The organism is Sphingobium limneticum, assembly GCF_008710155.1.
Taxonomy (GTDB): Bacteria; Pseudomonadota; Alphaproteobacteria; order Sphingomonadales; family Sphingomonadaceae; genus Sphingobium; species Sphingobium limneticum.
The window spans coordinates 41,324-58,722 of sequence record NZ_VYPZ01000023.1; the positions used below are offsets into that span (position 1 = coordinate 41,324).

The 17,399-nt window shown below is 62.6% G+C and carries 14 protein-coding genes; 10 read left to right on the plus strand and 4 right to left on the minus strand.

Translation table 11 applies throughout. From position 1 onward, the window contains the following. Positions 1 to 2: 2 nt before the first annotated feature. Positions 3 to 767, minus strand: coding sequence for a FadR/GntR family transcriptional regulator (locus F4U94_RS19030; RefSeq protein ID WP_172598781.1), 765 nt, complete (start codon positions 765 to 767; stop codon positions 3 to 5). Positions 768 to 971: 204 nt separating this feature from the next. Here F4U94_RS19030 and araD1 point away from each other — a divergent pair, with 204 nt between their 5' ends. The 7 genes from araD1 to F4U94_RS19065 all read left to right on the plus strand — a co-directional run bounded on the left by araD1 (position 972) and on the right by F4U94_RS19065 (position 12,340). Beyond that, positions 972 to 1,964, plus strand: a complete 993-nt coding sequence (araD1, locus tag F4U94_RS19035) for an AraD1 family protein (protein WP_120250929.1) — start codon at positions 972 to 974, stop codon at positions 1,962 to 1,964. Positions 1,965 to 1,974: 10 nt separating this feature from the next. Then, a complete protein-coding gene (locus tag F4U94_RS19040; RefSeq protein ID WP_120250930.1) occupies positions 1,975 to 2,901 on the plus strand; it encodes a Gfo/Idh/MocA family protein in 927 nt (308 codons plus the stop codon). Positions 2,902 to 2,920: 19 nt separating this feature from the next. After that, positions 2,921 to 4,489, plus strand: a complete 1,569-nt coding sequence (locus F4U94_RS19045) for an alpha-N-arabinofuranosidase (protein WP_120250931.1) — start codon at positions 2,921 to 2,923, stop codon at positions 4,487 to 4,489. Between the two features lie 107 nt (positions 4,490 to 4,596). Further along, complete coding sequence (locus tag F4U94_RS19050; RefSeq protein WP_150412138.1) at positions 4,597 to 5,646, plus strand: arabinan endo-1,5-alpha-L-arabinosidase; 1,050 nt, start codon at positions 4,597 to 4,599, stop codon at positions 5,644 to 5,646. 38 nt (positions 5,647 to 5,684) lie between these two features. After that, on the plus strand, positions 5,685 to 7,112 hold the full coding sequence (locus F4U94_RS19055) for a glycoside hydrolase family 43 protein (protein ID WP_120250932.1): 1,428 nt from the start codon (positions 5,685 to 5,687) through the stop codon (positions 7,110 to 7,112). Positions 7,113 to 7,363: 251 nt separating this feature from the next. Then, entirely contained in the window at positions 7,364 to 10,198 is a 2,835-nt protein-coding gene (locus tag F4U94_RS19060; RefSeq protein ID WP_150412140.1) for a TonB-dependent receptor, read from the plus strand. Positions 10,199 to 10,315: 117 nt separating this feature from the next. Further along, entirely contained in the window at positions 10,316 to 12,340 is a 2,025-nt protein-coding gene (locus F4U94_RS19065) for an MGH1-like glycoside hydrolase domain-containing protein (protein ID WP_120250933.1), read from the plus strand. Positions 12,341 to 12,348: 8 nt separating this feature from the next. Here the strand turns inward: F4U94_RS19065 and F4U94_RS19070 are convergent, their stop codons facing one another. Together F4U94_RS19070 and F4U94_RS19075 are read right to left on the minus strand one after the other, a co-directional pair. Beyond that, entirely contained in the window at positions 12,349 to 13,086 is a 738-nt protein-coding gene (locus tag F4U94_RS19070) for a hypothetical protein (RefSeq protein ID WP_120250934.1), read from the minus strand. 199 nt (positions 13,087 to 13,285) lie between these two features. Then, positions 13,286 to 13,588 carry a hypothetical protein gene (locus F4U94_RS19075; RefSeq protein WP_120250935.1) on the minus strand — a complete coding sequence of 101 codons (303 nt, stop codon included), beginning with the start codon at positions 13,586 to 13,588 and terminating at the stop codon, positions 13,286 to 13,288. A 437-nt stretch (positions 13,589 to 14,025) separates the two neighbouring features. Here F4U94_RS19075 and lptB point away from each other — a divergent pair, with 437 nt between their 5' ends. The 3 genes from lptB (at position 14,026) to F4U94_RS24795 (ending at position 16,730) form a co-directional block, all read left to right on the plus strand. Further along, positions 14,026 to 14,808 (plus strand): LPS export ABC transporter ATP-binding protein, encoded by a 783-nt coding sequence (gene lptB / locus F4U94_RS19080; RefSeq protein ID WP_120250936.1) that lies wholly within the window; start codon positions 14,026 to 14,028, stop codon positions 14,806 to 14,808. Positions 14,809 to 14,853: 45 nt separating this feature from the next. Further along, positions 14,854 to 16,389 (plus strand): RNA polymerase factor sigma-54, encoded by a 1,536-nt coding sequence (gene rpoN, locus F4U94_RS19085; protein ID WP_150412142.1) that lies wholly within the window; start codon positions 14,854 to 14,856, stop codon positions 16,387 to 16,389. A gap of 95 nt (positions 16,390 to 16,484) precedes the next feature. Next, positions 16,485 to 16,730: a hypothetical protein gene (locus tag F4U94_RS24795; protein WP_120250938.1), complete on the plus strand. Its 246-nt coding sequence runs from the start codon at positions 16,485 to 16,487 to the stop codon at positions 16,728 to 16,730. Between the two features lie 219 nt (positions 16,731 to 16,949). Here the strand turns inward: F4U94_RS24795 and F4U94_RS19095 are convergent, their stop codons facing one another. Next, a complete protein-coding gene (locus tag F4U94_RS19095; protein ID WP_150412145.1) occupies positions 16,950 to 17,189 on the minus strand; it encodes a hypothetical protein in 240 nt (79 codons plus the stop codon). Positions 17,190 to 17,399 lie beyond the last annotated feature (210 nt).

Sequence of the window (17,399 nt, forward strand, 5' to 3'; positions counted from 1 at the left end):
TCCTATCCCCCCATGGCGCTGGCCGTATCCTCCAGCGCCAGGTCGACCAGCACGCCCATCGCTTCGGCTGCCGCGACCGGATCGCCCGCCGCGATCGCATCATAGACGCGCACATGGTCGGGGATCGGGTTGCGCGGCAGGGCGCGGGCACGCTGCTTATATTGCGTCGTCCAATTGACCGCCGCGCCGATGCTGGCGGTCAGCACCAGCAGCGCGTCGTTGCGGGTCGCGTTCAATATCGCATTGTGGAAATCGCGGTCCGCCGCGCGCCCCGCCTCGGTCGCCAGCGTATGGCGGCGCATCGCGGCCAGCGCATCCTTCATGATCCGCAGATCATCCTTGTCGCGCCGCTGCGCCGCCAGCCGGGCGGCGGCAGGCTCCACGATGGCGCGCAGTTCGAACAGGTCGCGCACGAATTGAATGTCCGGCTCCCCGGCAAAGGCCCAGGCCAGCACTTCTGGGTCGAGCAGGTTCCAGCGATTGCGCGGCAACACCCGCGTCCCTGCCTTGGGCCGGCTTTCGACCAGCCCCTTGGCGGTCAGCACCTGGATCGCCTCGCGATAGGCGCTGCGGGACACTTCCAGTTCCTCGGCGAAGGCCACTTCGCCCGACAACGTGTCGCCGGGCGCATATTGGCCGGACAAGATCGCCATGCCCAATTTATGCGCGATCGCACCGTGCAGCCGACGCCCCGGTCCCCGGACCGCCTTGGCCGCGCCACTATTGTCCGTCTCATCCCTGTGCAAAGACGGATTTTCCTTCACCATTTCCGCTCCTCTTACCTCTCCCCAATGAGGCACAACCTTCGGTACAATACAAGCATTGCCATTACCATCATCCTGTCATATGTCGGAGTAATTAACGGATTCATCGCCGCTGCCCTCGTCATCATCGCGATGGCGGGCCCGCGGCGAAAAGTCTTGCACGTTGGATTGAGCGCCATGTTTGAGGCGCGCGGGAGGAGAGTTTTCATGACATTGCGCCTGTTGCAGCACCGTTCGGACAATGGCGATCGGTCGGTCATCGCCGCTCAGGGCGACGCTGCCTGGTTCGTGCCCGGCTTCACCACCATCCGCGCCCTGGCGCTGCATGCGATCGCGCAGACAATCAGCCTCTCCGCCGCCGTCGATGCCGCCGGCAAGGGCGATGCCGTCGATATCGCCGCCGAATTCGAAGCCAATCGCCTGCTCGCCCCCATCGATCATGAAGATGGCGCCCATGTCCAGCTGACCGGCACCGGCCTCACGCATCTGGGCTCCGCCGAAGGGCGCGACAAGATGCACCGCGAAGCCGCCGCTGTCGAAAAGCAGACGGACTCGATGCGCATGTTCCTGGAAGGTCTGGAAGGCGGCAAGCCCGCCGCGGGCGAAGTCGGCCAGCAGCCCGAATGGTTCTACAAGGGCGACGGTTCGCAGCTGGTCGGTCCGACCGACGCGCTGACCATGCCCGCCTTCGCCAAGGATGGCGGCGAGGAGCCGGAACTGGCCGGCATCTACCTGATCGGTGAAGACGGCACCCCCTATCGCCTCGGCCTCGCGCTCGCCAACGAGTTTAGCGACCATGTGACCGAGCGTCATAACTATCTGTGGCTTGCCCACTCCAAGCTGCGTCAGGCCGCGCTTGGCCCGGAACTGCTGGTCGGCACCCCGCCCGAGCATATCGAAGGCGCAAGCCGCATCATCCGCGACGGCGAAATCCTCTGGGAAAAGCCGTTCCTGTCGGGCGAAGGCAATATGTCGCACAGCTTCGCGAACCTGGAACATCATCATTTCAAATATGATCTGTTCCGTCGCGCCGGCGACGTGCATGTCCATTTCTTCGGCACCGCCACCCTGTCGTTCAGCGACGGCATCGTGCCGCAGGAAGGCGATGTGTTCGAAATCATCGCCGCGCCCTTCACCCTGCCGGTGCGCAACCCGCTGAAGCGCGCTGCCCCCGTTCAGGTCGCCGTCAAGCAACTCTGAACCCATCGACATGGACCCGATCCGTATCGCGATCGTGGGCATAGGCAAGATCGCGCGCGATCAGCATGTGCCCGCGATCCTGGGCAATAGCGCCTTCAGCCTGGCCGCCACCGTCAGCCCGCATGATGCGGGCCTGGATGGCGTGCCGCATCATGCCAGCCTGGACGACCTGCTCGCCCAGGGGCCGGCCGTGGACGCCATCGCGCTCTGCACCCCGCCGCAGGTCCGTTACGATCTGGCGACGCAGGCGCTCAAGAAGGGCATCCACCTCTTTCTGGAAAAGCCGCCCGGCGCGACTTTGGCCGAGGTGGAAGCTCTCAAGTCGCAGGCCGACAAGGTCGGCGTCAGCCTGTTCGCCGCCTGGCACAGTCGCTTCGCCGCCGGGGTCGCCCCGGCGCGCGCATGGCTGGCCGAACGCCGCATCGAAAAAGTGTCGATCGTCTGGCGGGAGGATGTCCGCGTCTGGCATCCGGGTCAGGCATGGATCTGGCAGCCCGGCGGCCTTGGCGTGTTCGATCCGGGCATCAATGCGCTCTCGATCGTCACGCATATCCTGCCGCGTCCCTTCTTCCTGAAGGATGCGACACTGGTGCTGCCGGAAAACCGCGCCGCGCCGATCGCCGCCGACCTCGCCTTTCGCGACACCGCTGGCGCGCCGATCCACATGGATCTCGACTGGCGGCAGACCGGCCCGCAAAGCTGGGACATCATCGTCGACACCGATGCGGGGACGCTCAAACTCAGCCATGGCGGCGCGGTGCTGACCCTGCCCAGCGGCACGGACCATGGCGAAGATGTCGAATATGCCGGCCTCTACGCCCGTTTCGCCACGCTGATCCGGGGCGGCCGGTCGGATGTCGACACCAGCCCGTTGCGGCTGGTCGCCGATGCCTTCCTGCGCGGTACCCGCGAAACGACCGAAGCATTTCACGACTAATTCCAACAGGGAGAGGAATATGATGAAATCTCTGCGCCGCACGACCGCTGCGCTGTTGCTGTGCGCCAGCGCGCTGGCGACCACCACCGCCGTCGCCGACACCAATGGCAAGCCCACCACCGCGACCATCCACGCCGACAAGCCCGGCGCGGTCTATGACAAGGCGATCTTCACCCAGTTCGCCGAACATCTGGGCACCGGCATCTATGGCGGCCTCTATGTCGGCAACGACAAGTCGATCCCCAACACCAACGGCTTCCGCAACGACGTGATTTCGGCGCTGAAGAATCTGTCGGTGCCGATCATCCGCTGGCCCGGTGGCTGCTTCGCCGACGAATATCATTGGCGTGAAGGCATCGGCGCGAAGAACAAGCGCCCGGTCAAGATCAACACCCATTGGGGCGGCGTGACCGAGCCGAACACGGTCGGCACCCATGAGTTTTTCGAGCTGATCCGTCAGGTCGGCGCGCAGGCCTATATCGCGGGCAATGTCGGCAACGGCACGCCGCAGGAAATGGCGGAGTGGGTCGAATATATGACCTCGCCCGCCGGCAGCCTGGCCGACGAACGCGCCAAGAACGGCCATAAGGAGCCGTGGGCGGTGCCCTATTTCGGCGTCGGTAATGAACTCTGGGGCTGCGGCGGCAATATGCGCGCCGAATTCGCCGCAGACGAAACCCGCCGCTACGCCACCTTCGTCAAGGCGCCCGCCAATACCAAGATCCTGAAGATCGCGGCCGGCGCCAATGTCGACGATTATAACTGGACCGAAACGATGATGCGGGTCGCGGGCGACAAGCTCGACGGCGTATCGCTTCATTATTATGTCCACCCCGCCGGTGGCTGGCCGCCGCGCGCGCCCGCCGTCAATTTCGACGAAAATGGCTGGGCCGATGCGCTGAACGGCGCGCGCAAGATGGACGAGCTGATCACCAAGCACAGCGCGATCATGGACAAATATGATCCCGCCAAGCGCGTCTTCCTGGCGGTGGACGAATGGGGCAGCTGGTATGCGCAGGACGAAGGCACCCATCCGGGCTTCCTGCGTCAGCAGAACACGCTGCGCGATGCGCTGATCGCGTCGATCCATCTCGACATCTTCGCGCGTCATGCCGACCGCGTCCGCATGACCGCGATCGCGCAGATGGTGAACGTGCTTCAGGCGATGATCCTGACCGAAGGCAAGAAGATGGTGCTGACGCCCACCTATCATGTCTTCGAAATGTACAAGCCCTGGCAGGATGCGACCGTGCTGCCGATCGACATCCAGACCCCCTGGTATGCCAAGGATCAGTACACCATGCCCGCCGTCAGCGGATCGGCCGTGAAGGGCAAGGATGGCAAGGTGCATGTCGGCCTGTCGAATCTCGACCCGAACCAGCCCAACACCGTCACGGTGAAGCTGGATGGCCTCAATGCCGCGACCGTCACCGGCCGCGTGCTGACCGCCGGTGCGATCAATGCGCACAATACGTTCGACGCGCCCGAAACCGTCAAGCCTGTCGCCTTCACCGGCGCGCAGGTCAGCGGCGGCACGTTGACCGTCACGCTGCCCGCCAAGTCGGTGGTGGTGCTGGAACTGAACTAAGCTGTTTGGAGCGGGCGGTGGGTGGAATTGCCGCCCGCTCCATCCCCCTGCCGTCATGCCCCTGCCAGCGGGCGGGTGCATGACGCTGACGATAAGGAGAGGCCCGGATGACCCGGCAGATCATGTTCACGCTGGCGGGCCTCGCCCTGTTCGCAACCAATGCCCCGGCCATCGCGCAGCAGGCGGCGGCCCCGGCCGCAGCGACGCTCAACAGCCGCCTGACCGGCGACCTCGTCCCCACCCATGACCCGGTCATCGCGCGCGAAGGCGACACCTATCATGTGTTCAGCACCGGCCATGGCAAGCGGCTGATCGAAACGCGCACGTCGAAGGATCTGGTGACCTGGACCGCCGGCGACCCGATCTTCACCGCCCTGCCCGCTTGGGCCAAGGACGCCATTCCCGGCAGCGACGGCATGTGGGCGCCCGACATTGCTCACGTCAACGGCCGCTACCGCCTCTATTATTCGGTATCGACCTTCGGCTCCAACCGGTCCGCCATTGGCCTCGCCACCAGCCCAACGCTGGACCCCAAGGCGAAAAACTACGCCTGGCGCGACGAAGGCCTGGTCGTCATGTCCACCAAGGACGATGATTATAACGCCATCGACCCCAATTTCATCATCGACCGCGAAGGGCGCCACTGGCTGAGCCTCGGCAGTTTCTGGACCGGCATCAAGCTGTTCGAACTGGACCCCAAGACCGGCAAGCCCAAGGATGCGAAGAAGCCCGTCTCCATCGCGCGCCGCCCCGCCCCCGCCGGCGGCCCGGCTCCGGTCGAGGCGCCCTTCATCGTCGATCATGGCGGCTATTATTGGCTGATGGTCAGCTATGATTATTGCTGCAAGGGCGCGAACAGCACCTATTATACCGTCATGGGCCGTTCCAAAGACATTACCGGCCCCTATCTGGGCAAGGATGGCAGCCCGTTGATGGAGGGTGGCGGCACCATCTTCCTGCGCGCCGACCTTCAGGAACAGCAGCGTTTCCGTGGCCCCGGCCATGCCGGCTGGCTCCACGACGTTGATAGTAAGACCGGGGACGGCAAAGACTATGTCGTCTACCACGCCTATGACAAACAGGCGAACGGCGCCCCCACCTTACGCATCGCCCCGGTGCGCTGGGGGGCTGACGGCTGGCCCCAGGCCGAATATTGAACGCTTTTAGTCCGACTAACCTATTCGGAGAGATTCTGATGTCGATCACCCTGTCCCGCCGTGGCTTTATCGGCAGCGCTGCTGCGCTGTCCGCCACGCCCGCCATCGTCCAGGCCGCGTCCACCCCGGCGGATGCGCCGGTCCCCGTCAATCCATTGGTCAAGCAGCGCGCCGACGGCCAGGTCTTCCGCCACGACGACGGCTATTATTACCTCACCGGCTCCGTCCCCGAATATGATCGCCTGGTCCTGCGCCGGTCCAAGACGATCGCGGGCCTGGCCACCGCCAAGGAAGTGGTGCTGTGGCGGCATGAAAAGAGCGGCCCGCGTTCGGGCTATATCTGGGCGCCCGAACTGCATCAGATCGACGGCAAATGGTATATGTATTTCGCCGCCGGCCCGGCGGGCGGCGGTGACGACGTGTTCCGCATCCGCACCTTCGCCATCGTTTGCGACGGTCCCGATCCGATCACCGGCAATTGGAGCGTGCTGGGCGAATTGCAGACGCCCTGGGACAGTTTCAACCTCGATTCGACCAGCTTCGTGCACAAGGGCGTGCGCTATTTCGCCTGGGCGCAGCGCGAACCGGGGATCGAAACGAACAGCAACCTCTATATCGCGAAGCTCGAATCGCCGCTGAAGCTGGGCGAGAAGGTCACGCGCTTGACGGTGCCGACGCTCGACTGGGAAGTGCGCGGCTACAAGGTCGCCGAAGCCCCCGCCGTCCTGCACCGCAACGGCCGCCTGTTCATGACCTATTCGGCCAGCGCCACCGATGCGCGCTATTGCCTGGGCCTGCTGACGGCGGACGAAAATGCCGACCTGCTCGACGCGAACAGCTGGACCAAGTCACCCCAGCCGGTCTTCGTCTCCAACAGCGCCACCAGCGTCTATGGCCCCGGCCACAACAGCTTCACCGTCGATGAAAAAGGCCGCGACATCCTCGTCTATCATGGCCGCGACTATGAGGCGATCCAGGGCGACCCGCTGCTCAATCCGGACCGCCACACCCGCGTCCAGCGCCTCTATTACACCGCTGACGGCACCCCCGATTTCGGCGTCCCGGTGGGCAATGGCCCACTGCCCGAACGCTTCGTGTCCTCCACCGATCCCACGCGTTTGATGGCGCATGACGGCACGGCGCTGATCGCGGGCAACCCGTCGCTGGCGCAGACCCAGTTCCGCCAGACGCCCGGCCGCGCCGGCGCGCGCAGCGTCATGCTGTCCCCCATCCTGATGCCTGACCATTATCTGGTCGCCGGCGCGGACGGATCCTTGGCCCTGCAACCCGACAGCAAGAGCGCGGACTTCAATCTGCGCAGCCAGTTCGTCCGCTTCGACGAGAAGACGCTGCATGCGGCGCGCTTCGTATCGATCGCCACGCCGGGCAAGGCAATCGGCATTGCGGCAGATCAGCTGACGCTGGTGCCGAGCCGCGACCCCAGCGCCTGGTGGCATCTCGACTGACATCATAAGTCTGACTATTCAAAGCCTAACGGGCGCCTCGCCAAGAGCGAGGCGCCCGTTTTTCGTCGACGACATGGCGTGAATAGACCGTAAAATGGGGCGTTCCACGCCTGCGACAATAATATCACATCGCTGAAATTTCACTGCAATGAACCGTAATTTTCCGCTTGCGATTCATTTGTCGGAGCAATAATTAGTCCGAGTAATTCATGCATGGCGTAGATGCGCCAGCTTATGGGGAGGATATCCAAATGGCATTCAAGCCGGTCGCACTCGCTTCCGCTTCCATGTTCGCACTGATGCTGTCGGGCGCCGCCCACGCACAGGACGCGGCCACCGTCGCACCGCAGGATGAAGCCGCCGACATCGTCGTCACCGGTGTCCGCGCCTCGATCGTCGGCGCACTCAACGTCCGCAAGCAATCGACCCAGATCGTCGATTCGATCGTGTCCGAAGACGTCGGCAAACTGCCCGACAACAATGTCATCGAAGCGCTCCAGCGCGTGACGGGTGTCCAGGTCACCAATCGCACCGGCGGCGAAGCGGCCGGCATCTCGATCCGCGGCCTGACCGACGCACTGACGACTCTCAACGGCCGCAACATCTTCACGGCCGCTGGTCAGGCTTTCTCGCTTCAGGATATTTCGGCGAACCTCGTCAACCGCGTCGACGTGTTCAAGACCCGTTCGGCCGACCAGATCGAAACCGGCCTTGCGGGCCAGGTCGATGTCCAAACCCGCCGCCCGTTCGATTTTGACGGCTTTGCCATTTCCGGCCTAGCACGCGGTATCTACAATGAGCAGGCCGACACCTATAATCCCAACGTCGCGCTGCTGGTCAGCGATCGCTGGGAAACCGGCATTGGCGACATCGGCATCCTGGTGAACGGCAGCTATACCCGCACCAAATATCGCGATCAGACCGTGACGGCTGGCGCGCTGGTGCCTTTCGCCAACATGACGCCTGCTGCCGGAACCGGCCTGACGCCGTTCCAGCGCATCTTCCCCGTGGGCCGCGATCCGGTTACCGGCGCATTCGGGCGTGTTCCGGGCTTGGGCGCATGGGAGCCTGGCCTCGACAAGGGCCTGTCGACCGCGCCCGGTTCCTCGATGTTGGTGAATGGCGTCAACACGCCTTACGTCCTGTCGCGCGACGCGGTGTTCAGCTCCGACCTATATGGCAAGCGCGAACGCCCGTCCTTCAACGTCGCCCTGCAATGGGCGCCGAACGCCAGCTCAGTTTACACCGCCGAAGTCTTCTACGCGGGCTACCGGGGCGAAACCTTCAACAGCTTGCAATTCAGCTTCGTCGACTTCTGGGACAATCCGCAGTCGCCGACGCTGTATGAGGGCACCAATATCGTCAAATCGCGTGTCGCCAATAACGTCTATGGCTTCAACAGCGGTGACTATAACAAATCGAAGACCGACAGCTTCGTCTATGCCCTGAACGGCAAGTGGGATCTGGGCGATCGCGGCAAGATCATCGGCGATATCGCCTATCAGACTAGCACGGTGAAATCGTCGTTCCTCGCCATGCGTACGGAGCGTACAAGCACGCAGAACTCGATCAACGTCGATTTCAACGCGGGCGGCGGCATTCCCTCCTTCCACTTCAACGATGACAGCGTGCTGACCAACCCTGCGCTCTGGAACGTCGCGCAATTCTACGACAATGCCAATCGCGACAAGGGCAGCGCCATCACCGGTACGCTCGATGGCTATTATACTTGGGATGAAGGCTTCATCCGCCAAATCAAGGCCGGTATCCGTATCGACCAGCGCAAGGCGTCGACGTCCGTACGGACGCAGGATGCAGGCGCGCCGCGGGTGCGCACCACTCTTGCAGGCCTGGGCGCGGATGCCGCTTTCACCAACAAGGATTTCTATCAGGGCGGCGCCGACGTGCCGACCAGCTGGACTCTGCCCAGCGGCTATTGGCTGCACGACAATGCCGATGCGGTCCGTGGCCTCTATGGCCTGAAAACATCGGACCAGCTCTCGCTGCAGCGCGTGTTCAACATCGATGAAAGCACCATCGCCGCCTATCTCCAGGCCGATGGTGAAGTATCGATCTTCGGTCGCCCGTTGAAACTTCAGGGCGGCGTGCGATATGTCACTGTCGACACCGATTATAACTTTTTCGACCGCTACAACAACGGTGCGCAGACCAGCGTGTCGCGTGGGTCCGACAAGTTCCTGCCCAGTTTCACCGCGCGATACGAGATTTTCGACAATCTGCGCGTCCGCTTCAACTATGGCGAAACGCTGCGTCGTCCCAACTTCACCGACATCAACCCCAACTATAATCTGGTCGGCGATCTGACCAACCTTGGTTATGGCAGCGGTTCGGCGGGCACGGCTAACCTCGACCCGACCCATTCGAAGAATATCGACGTCGCCCTGGAATGGTATTTCGAACGCAACAGCGCGATCACCGCGACCGCCTTCCGTCGCAAGATCAGCGGGCTGGTCGTTCCCTTGACGGTTCAGGAATTTATCCCGAACAACGGCATCGTTGCTGGTGCGACCAACAATTTCGCCATCACCCGCCCGGTCAACGCGTCGGACGGCGTGCTCAAGGGCATCGAACTGGGTCTGACCTACTTCCCGTCCTACTTGCCCAGCGTCCTGAACGGCCTTGGCTTCGTGGGCAGCGTCACGATCCTCGATTCCAAGCAGAATATTCCGCAGTCGGATTCGGCGGGCAACATCACCGGCCAGTCGACCTCGTCCTTCTTCGGCGTGTCGGACCTCAGCTACAACGCCACGCTGGCCTATGATAACGGCCCGATCGGCGCCCGCCTGTCCTACATCTGGCGCAAGGAGTTCCTGGCAAACAACGAAGCGCGTCTGTTCGCCAACCCGATCGGCGTGTGGCGCAATCCGGAAAAGAGCCTGGATCTCCAGCTCACCTGGAACGTCAACGACCGTCTGGGCGTGACCTTCGACGCGGTGAACCTCACCAAGTCCAAGCAGCAGACCTATTACAAGTTTGAAGATGTCGGTGGGCCGGAGCAGTTCAACCTCGGCACCACCATGTTGTCGCGCACTTTTGCGCTGGGTGTTCGTTATACCTTCAAGTGAGTGCCCATGGGGCACGGCGTCTCCTCGCCGTGCCCCATAACATGGCGGCCGTATCGGGATGCTCTCCAGTCCCGCTACGGCCGCCATATTTGTTTGTGATACAAAGGAGGACGACCGATGCGCGCGATGAAGATGATCCTGCTGGCGGGGGCCGCCTTGATGGGCATCGGCGCGGCGTCGGCGCCCCCCTCCAAGATGGACACGACCGCCATCGCCGCCCAGCGCTTCGGCAACGACGCACCCTGGTATCGGGACCGTATCCCCTTCTTCGAATCCGCCGACCCCAAGATCGACGCGGTCTATTATTATCGCTGGGCGCTCTATCGCGGCCATCAGCGGGATCTGGGCGACGAAGGCTATATCACCACCGAATTTTTCGACGACGTCGATTGGCAGCGCCATCCCTATGCCAGCCTGAACGACGCCAGCGGCTTTCACATCGGCGAGGGACGCTGGCTGAACGACCGGCGCTTCGCCGACGATTATATCCATTTCATGTATCGCAGCGGCGGCAACGACCGGCACTTTACCGACCATATGGCCGACAGCGTCTGGGGCCGCTTCCTGGTCGATGGCGACCGGGCGGACGCGATCGCGCATCTGCCGGTGATGAACCATATCTATCGCCTGTGGGACGATAAATATGACTTCGCCAAGGGGCTGTATTTCGTGGAGCCGCTGCTGGACGCCACCGAATATACCGTCTCCTCCATCGACGCATCGGGCGGCAAGGACGGGTTCCGGGGCGGTGAGGCTTTCCGCCCCTCGGTCAACAGCTATATGTTCGCCAATGCCCGCGCGCTGTCGAAAATGGCGGCGATGGCCGGCAACAAAGCCATGGCTGCCGACTATGCCGCCCGCGCCGATGCGCTGCAAAAGCGCGTCCTGACAGATCTGTGGAGCGACAAGCTCGGCCACTTCATCGACCGCCACCAGTCGAAGACCGACTTCGTGAAATATTGGGAGCCGATCCGTAACCGCGAACTGGTCGGCTATCTGCCCTGGATGTTCGACCTGGTGCCCGACGACGCCAAATATGCGGCGGCCTGGGCGCATCTGCTCGACCCGGCCTCCCTCGCCGGCAAGGCAGGCATGCGCACGGTCGAAGCCAGTTACGAATATTATATGCGCCAATATCGCTATCTGGGCAGCGCCCCGGAATGCCAGTGGAACGGCCCGATCTGGCCATATCAGACGACGCAGGTGCTGCACGGCATGGCCAACCTGCTCGACCATCAGACGCAGACCGGTCCGGTCACGCGCAGCGCCTATATGCGCCTGCTGCGCCAATATGCCGCGCTCCACTATCAGGGAAATCACCTCGACATCGAGGAGGATTATCACCCCGAAACCGGCAAGCCGATCGTGGGCCTGGACCGCAGCCATCATTATTTCCATTCCGGCTTCAACGATCTGATCCTGACCGGGCTGGTTGGCATCCGCCCGCGCGCCAACGATATGCTGGAGGTGAACCCGCTATTGCCGAATGCCGGCGATCCACAGGCGCTCGCCTGGTTCCGGGTGCAGGACGTCCCCTATCATGGCCATAAGGTCGCGGTGACATGGGATGCGGACGGCAGCCATTACAAGCGCGGCAAGGGCCTCTTCATCGAAGTGGATGGCCAGCCTGTCGCCCACCGCGAAACGCTGGGCCGGATCGAGGTGCCGGTGGCCCGCGCGCCCACGCCCGCCATCCAGCGTCCGATCAACCGGGCAGTGCAACTGGTACGCGGGCAGTTCCCGATGGGGTCAGCCTCCAGCAACGCCGACGTCGAAAATGTCCATGATGCGATCGACGGCCGGGTCTGGTTCTTCCCGGAACTGCCCAATGGCTGGTCCTCGGCGCCCTCGCCCGCCGATCAATGGTATGCGATCGACCTGGGCAAGCCCACTGACATCTCCCGCGCCGAACTCGCCTTCTTCGCTGATGGCAAAAGCTTTGCCGTGCCGCAAAGCTACCGGCTTCAGGCGTGGGTGGACGGGGACTGGCGCGACATCGCCGTGCCCAAGGGCAGCCCGGTTGCCAACGGCGTCACCGACGTCCGCTGGCCCCGGCTTCAGGCGAGCAAGGTCCGTCTGCTCTTTACGCAAGCTAAAGGCAAAGCGATCCGCCTCGCCGAATTCAAGCTGTTCGCGGACTGATCTGCTACTCAGCCCACATCACTGGTGCGGGCGGCGTTCAGGAAGGGCTGGACCCGTAGCCGCGGGAAAACCTGCTCGATCGGCTTGCTGTCGGGCAGGATATAGACATAGCCGCCCTTGCGCCCGAACAGCGGGCTGACCTTGGCATAAAAAACCTTGGGCACGTTGATGCAGCCGAAGGTGATGCGATTATCCTCGATACCGGGGGACAGCATCCGCTCCTTGCGCTTTTCCTTGGGATTGCCCGGCGGGATGGTGTGCAGCGCGACGGAGGTCGCATAATCGACCCACAGCACCCGCTGCTTGCCCGCCGCGACGCCGAATTTCGCCAGAAAGCGCCCGGCCGGCGTGGTCTTTTCCGCAGGGCCGATTTCGGCCAGGCTCTTGGCACCGATCCCCGGCGTCGCATCATCGCCCGGCGCGATGCCGATCAGCACCGGCGCATGATCCAGCATCTTGCCCTTGGCGTCGAACAGATAGGCGGCAGCCCCCTGCTTATCGATGACGATATAGGGCAGCGCGTGATTGTCCTTTGCCGAAGCCACCCAATCGACCACGCGGGTCGCGCCGTCCGATAATATGGGCGGCGGCGCCTCCACTTTCGCGACGGGGGCAGCCGGCTTCTTTCTGGTCGCCGCCTTCTTCTTTGCGGCGGCGGATTTGGGGGCTGGCTTCTTGACGGCGGCCTCGGCCGGGACGGCGGTGACGAGCGCAAATCCCGCCAGCGCCATGAAAGCACGGATCATCTTCTTGTCTACACTCACGAAAAGGGGCCGGCGTCCTAGGGGGAAGACGCCGGCCGGGAAGGTCATGATCTTATGGCACGGACGAACGCCGACGGGGGTCGGTCGCAAGGGGAATTGCACGTCCGCTTTATGATCGCATCGTCATGGGCGGACGGGTGTGCCCCGCCGTCCATGCGATGCTTGGGGCCGCCCCGCAGGGTCAGTTACGTGCGCGCTTGCGCTGGGCGGCCTGAAGCTGCTGCTCCACACCATCGACACGGCCGTTCAGCTGGTCGAGGCGCTGGCTGTTCTGCTGCGCCTGGCCGGACGCCGACTGCGCCTCCGCCAAAGCCTGCTGAGCGGTGCCATCGGTGGTCTGCAATTTCGCATCGAGCGCATCGACGCGCTGATTGACGGTCGCGACCTGTTCACGGACGAACCCCTTGGTGGCACAGCCACCCAGACCCAGCGAACCGATCAAAACCACAGCCAGCGGGGCCATTTTCGTCATAGACGGCGACATGTTTTTCTCCTTATTGGTAACACAGCCGCAACAGTCGAAGCTCAGCGCGTCAAAACCGACAACGATATTCTGACCGGCCGTGCGTCCTGCCAGCCGAATGGAGCGATCCTGAAACGCACGCTATTCCGCCAAAAACGGACATGAATTGCGGATTAACCCGGATGGAAATACACCCTTCCGCTGATCCCGCATCGGCAACGGACTGTCGAGCCGGTGCCGGCAACGCGGGATGGAATGCCGCGATTCGCCGGTCATGGAATGGGGCAGATTTGACCGGCCGATGACAGGTTCGAATTTTGCCCCGCCCACCCCTCTTGCGGCCCATATCGCCATTTTTCCCCTTGCCCCGGCGGCGATCCCATGCACAAAGCTTGCCAACTGCCGTGCGCGTACCAATTTCCCGCGTGCCTGAACGAACGGCTGCAAGGACAAGACGCATGAACGACGTGGTGACCCCGGACCGGACGGCGCAACGCCCGCAAATCCCGCATGAGGTGGGGGAAGGCCTGTCGGTCATCTCGATCGCCAAAAGCTATGACAAGCGCGTCGTGCTGTCGGACGTGTCGCTGACCGTGGGTAAGGGCGAGGTGGTAGGCCTGCTCGGTCCCAATGGCGCAGGCAAGACGACCTGCTTCTATTCGGTGATGGGCCTCGTGCGCCCCGACCATGGCCGCATCGTGCTGGACGGGCAGGATATCACCAACCTGCCCATGTATCGCCGCGCGATTCTGGGCCTGGGCTATCTGCCGCAGGAAACCTCCATCTTTCGCGGGATGACCGTGGCGCAGAATATCGGCGCGGTGCTGGAGCAGGCGGAGCCGGACAAGGCCGCCCGTGCCGCTCGCCTGGAACAATTGCTGTCCGAATTCGGCCTCACGCGCCTGCGCGATTCCGCCGCCATGGCCCTTTCGGGTGGTGAACGCCGCCGCTGCGAAATCGCGCGCGCACTGGCCGCCAATCCGTCGATCGTGCTGCTGGACGAACCCTTTGCCGGTATCGACCCGCTGTCGATCGCCGACATTCGCGATCTGGTGAAGGATTTGAAGACGCGCGGCATCGGCGTGCTGATCACCGACCATAATGTCCGCGAGACGCTGGAAATCGTCGATCGCGCCTGTATCATCTATGGCGGGCAGGTGCTCTTTGCCGGCAATCCGACCGAACTGGTCGCCAATGCCGACGTCCGCCGCCTCTATCTGGGCGAGAATTTCCAGCTTTGATATGATGACCGCGCGCGCCCTTCTCTATGATCGGAGCGGCGCATAATGGCGCTCGGCCCACGCCTGGACATTCGCCAGAGCCAGTCTCTGGTGATGACGCCCCAGCTCCAGCAGGCGATCAAGCTGCTGGCGCTGTCCAATCTGGAGATCGAGGCGTTCGTCGCGGGCGAACTGGAAAAGAATCCGCTGCTCGAATCGGGCGGCAGGGATGACGGTCCCCCTGCCCCCGACGGCATCGACCAGATGGTCGAGGCGCCCACTCTGTCCGCCGAAACCGGTGGCGCTGACGATCTGATCGCGCAGGGGCTGGGCGCGGCCGACAGCCCGCTCGACGTCGATCATGGCGCGGATAGTTTCATCGACGATGGCCCCGGCGATCGGATGGCCGACGGCATGGCGGAGGCTCATGGCGCCAGCGGCGGCGGCACGGATGCACTGTCCGGCAGTTATGCCGAGGACGCGCCCGACTTCGATAGTTTCGCCGCGCCCGACATCGGCCTTCAGGAACATCTGATGGGGCAGGCCCGTGCCACGCTTTCCGGCATGGATCTGCTCATCGCCACCCAGTTGATCGGCCAGATCAGCGAAGCGGGCTATCTGGAGGCGAACCTGCTCCAGACGGCGCATGGCCTTGGCATCCCCCTCTTCGACATCGAACGGGTGCTGGGCGTCATCCACACATTCGACCCCACCGGCGTCGGCGCGCGCAGCCTGTCCGAATGCCTCGCGCTGCAAGCCAGGGAAGCCGACCGCTACGACCCCTGTATGGCGCGGCTGCTCGCCAATCTTGACCTGCTGGCCAAGGGCGCCCTGCCCCAGCTGCGCCGTATCTGCGGCGTGGATGAGGAGGATATGGCCGACATGATCGCGGAACTGCGCGGCTATGACCCCAAGCCCGGCCTGCAATTTTCGCAGACAAGCGCCGCACCGGTGACGCCCGACCTGTTCGTGCGGCCCACGCGGGAGGGCTGGGCGATCGAGGTGAACAGCGCCACCCTGCCCCGCGTCCTCATCAACCGCAGCTATTATGTCGAACTGGCCAGCGGCCCGCAGGACAAGACGGCCAAGGCCTGGCTCGCCGATTGCCTCGCCAGCGCCAACTGGCTGGTGAAGGCGCTGGACCAGCGGCAAAAGACGATCATCAAGGTGGCGAGCGAGATCGTCCGCACCCAGGAAGCCTTCTTCCAGCAGGGCGTCGCCCATCTGAAGCCGCTGACGCTCAAAGCCGTGGCCGACACGATCGGCATGCACGAAAGCACCGTCAGCCGCGTGACCTCCAACAAATATCTCTCCTGCCCGCGCGGCCTCTTCGAACTCAAATATTTCTTCACCAGCGGCGTGGCGTCATCGGGCGGCGATGGCGGGTCCGTCTCGGCCGAAGCGGTGAAAAGCCATATCAAGGCGCTGATCGGCGCCGAAGACCCGCAGGCGATCCTGTCCGACGACACGCTGGTCGACCTGCTGCGCGCCAAGGGTATGGACATAGCCCGCCGCACCGTCGCCAAATATCGCGAGGCATTGGGGATCGGGTCGTCGGTGCAAAGGCGGCGACAGAAGGCATTGAAGGGCAAGGCGGCGTAAGGACGTCTTGGGCTGGTTGCGACCATTTTTAGTCAGTTAGGAAAGGCTATTTCGTCGCCGATTGCGGACCCCGCATAGCTGTGCAAGATAGTCGGATGAGTTGGTTGAAAAATGACGATAACCCACAGACTCTCGAAGCTGCCTATTGGTCTGTCCAGCCTACGTGGGTGAAGCTCTACACGATCTGTATTGGGCTGCCCGCTTGGATATTTCTGATGGTCGGCATCTTCGCAGCCGATTTTGGTGATGCTGCCATGAATGTCGCAACAGTGCTTTTTGCTGCGGCAGCGGTGATACAGATGTTTTTCGTTTTTCGAGGTTATTGGCGAATGGACATTTAAGTCAGCTTTTCGCCGATAGTTTCCAAAAACCCGACCGTCCGCAATCCACCCACCGTGGGTGCTACCGGTCTGCGAATCGCATCGCTCTTCCGATGAACGGCCTGTCCGGTTTTGGTTCGGGTAGTTGCCCGGCAACAGGCGACCAATTTTTGCCATCTATGTGCGAAGAAGCGCTGCCCAGTTGCAGACATGGATGAAGCGAGCGATCACTCTCCACTATCATGAAGCATTATCGATCACCGTCCCTTCGATAACGTTCTTTGTGGTTCGGGTAAGACGACATTGGCCAGCAACCACTGATGCACCATCGTGACTCTTATCTAGTTTCGCCTCGACGCTCTGATATTCGCCAATCGAAATTCCACATCGTGCGGCGATTTCCTCATCAATCGTAGGATTGTTCAAGCATGCGCTGAGCAGGAATGTCAGGCCAATGCTAAAGATCAAGAAACTTTTCATTGCCCGACGATGCATCACTGATCGGGTTCAATCAATGTCAGCTTAAGCGTTGAGCAAATTCTAAACCGGACGTTCCGCAAACCACGGTGGGTTCAACGGGTGGCGGCAACACTTTAATCTTTTGAGTAAGATGGAGTGTCACGATGAAGCAGCGTCGTCGGATATATTACACGGCCAGCCAGCGAGCGGAGATATGGGATCGTTGGCAGC

Excerpts from the sequence above, each read along its gene's own strand:
- F4U94_RS19030 (WP_172598781.1), bottom strand. The coding sequence starts at position 767 with ATGGTGAAGGAAAATCCGTCTTTGCACAGGGATGAGACGGACAATAGT.
- araD1 (WP_120250929.1), top strand. The coding sequence starts at position 972 with ATGACATTGCGCCTGTTGCAGCACCGTTCGGACAATGGCGATCGGTCG.
- F4U94_RS19040 (WP_120250930.1), top strand. The coding sequence starts at position 1,975 with ATGGACCCGATCCGTATCGCGATCGTGGGCATAGGCAAGATCGCGCGC.
- F4U94_RS19045 (WP_120250931.1), top strand. The coding sequence starts at position 2,921 with ATGATGAAATCTCTGCGCCGCACGACCGCTGCGCTGTTGCTGTGCGCC.
- F4U94_RS19050 (WP_150412138.1), top strand. The coding sequence starts at position 4,597 with ATGACCCGGCAGATCATGTTCACGCTGGCGGGCCTCGCCCTGTTCGCA.
- F4U94_RS19055 (WP_120250932.1), top strand. The coding sequence starts at position 5,685 with ATGTCGATCACCCTGTCCCGCCGTGGCTTTATCGGCAGCGCTGCTGCG.
- F4U94_RS19060 (WP_150412140.1), top strand. The coding sequence starts at position 7,364 with ATGGCATTCAAGCCGGTCGCACTCGCTTCCGCTTCCATGTTCGCACTG.
- F4U94_RS19065 (WP_120250933.1), top strand. The coding sequence starts at position 10,316 with ATGCGCGCGATGAAGATGATCCTGCTGGCGGGGGCCGCCTTGATGGGC.
- F4U94_RS19070 (WP_120250934.1), bottom strand. The coding sequence starts at position 13,086 with ATGATCCGTGCTTTCATGGCGCTGGCGGGATTTGCGCTCGTCACCGCC.
- F4U94_RS19075 (WP_120250935.1), bottom strand. The coding sequence starts at position 13,588 with ATGTCGCCGTCTATGACGAAAATGGCCCCGCTGGCTGTGGTTTTGATC.
- lptB (WP_120250936.1), top strand. The coding sequence starts at position 14,026 with ATGAACGACGTGGTGACCCCGGACCGGACGGCGCAACGCCCGCAAATC.
- rpoN (WP_150412142.1), top strand. The coding sequence starts at position 14,854 with ATGGCGCTCGGCCCACGCCTGGACATTCGCCAGAGCCAGTCTCTGGTG.
- F4U94_RS24795 (WP_120250938.1), top strand. The coding sequence starts at position 16,485 with ATGAGTTGGTTGAAAAATGACGATAACCCACAGACTCTCGAAGCTGCC.
- F4U94_RS19095 (WP_150412145.1), bottom strand. The coding sequence starts at position 17,189 with ATGAAAAGTTTCTTGATCTTTAGCATTGGCCTGACATTCCTGCTCAGC.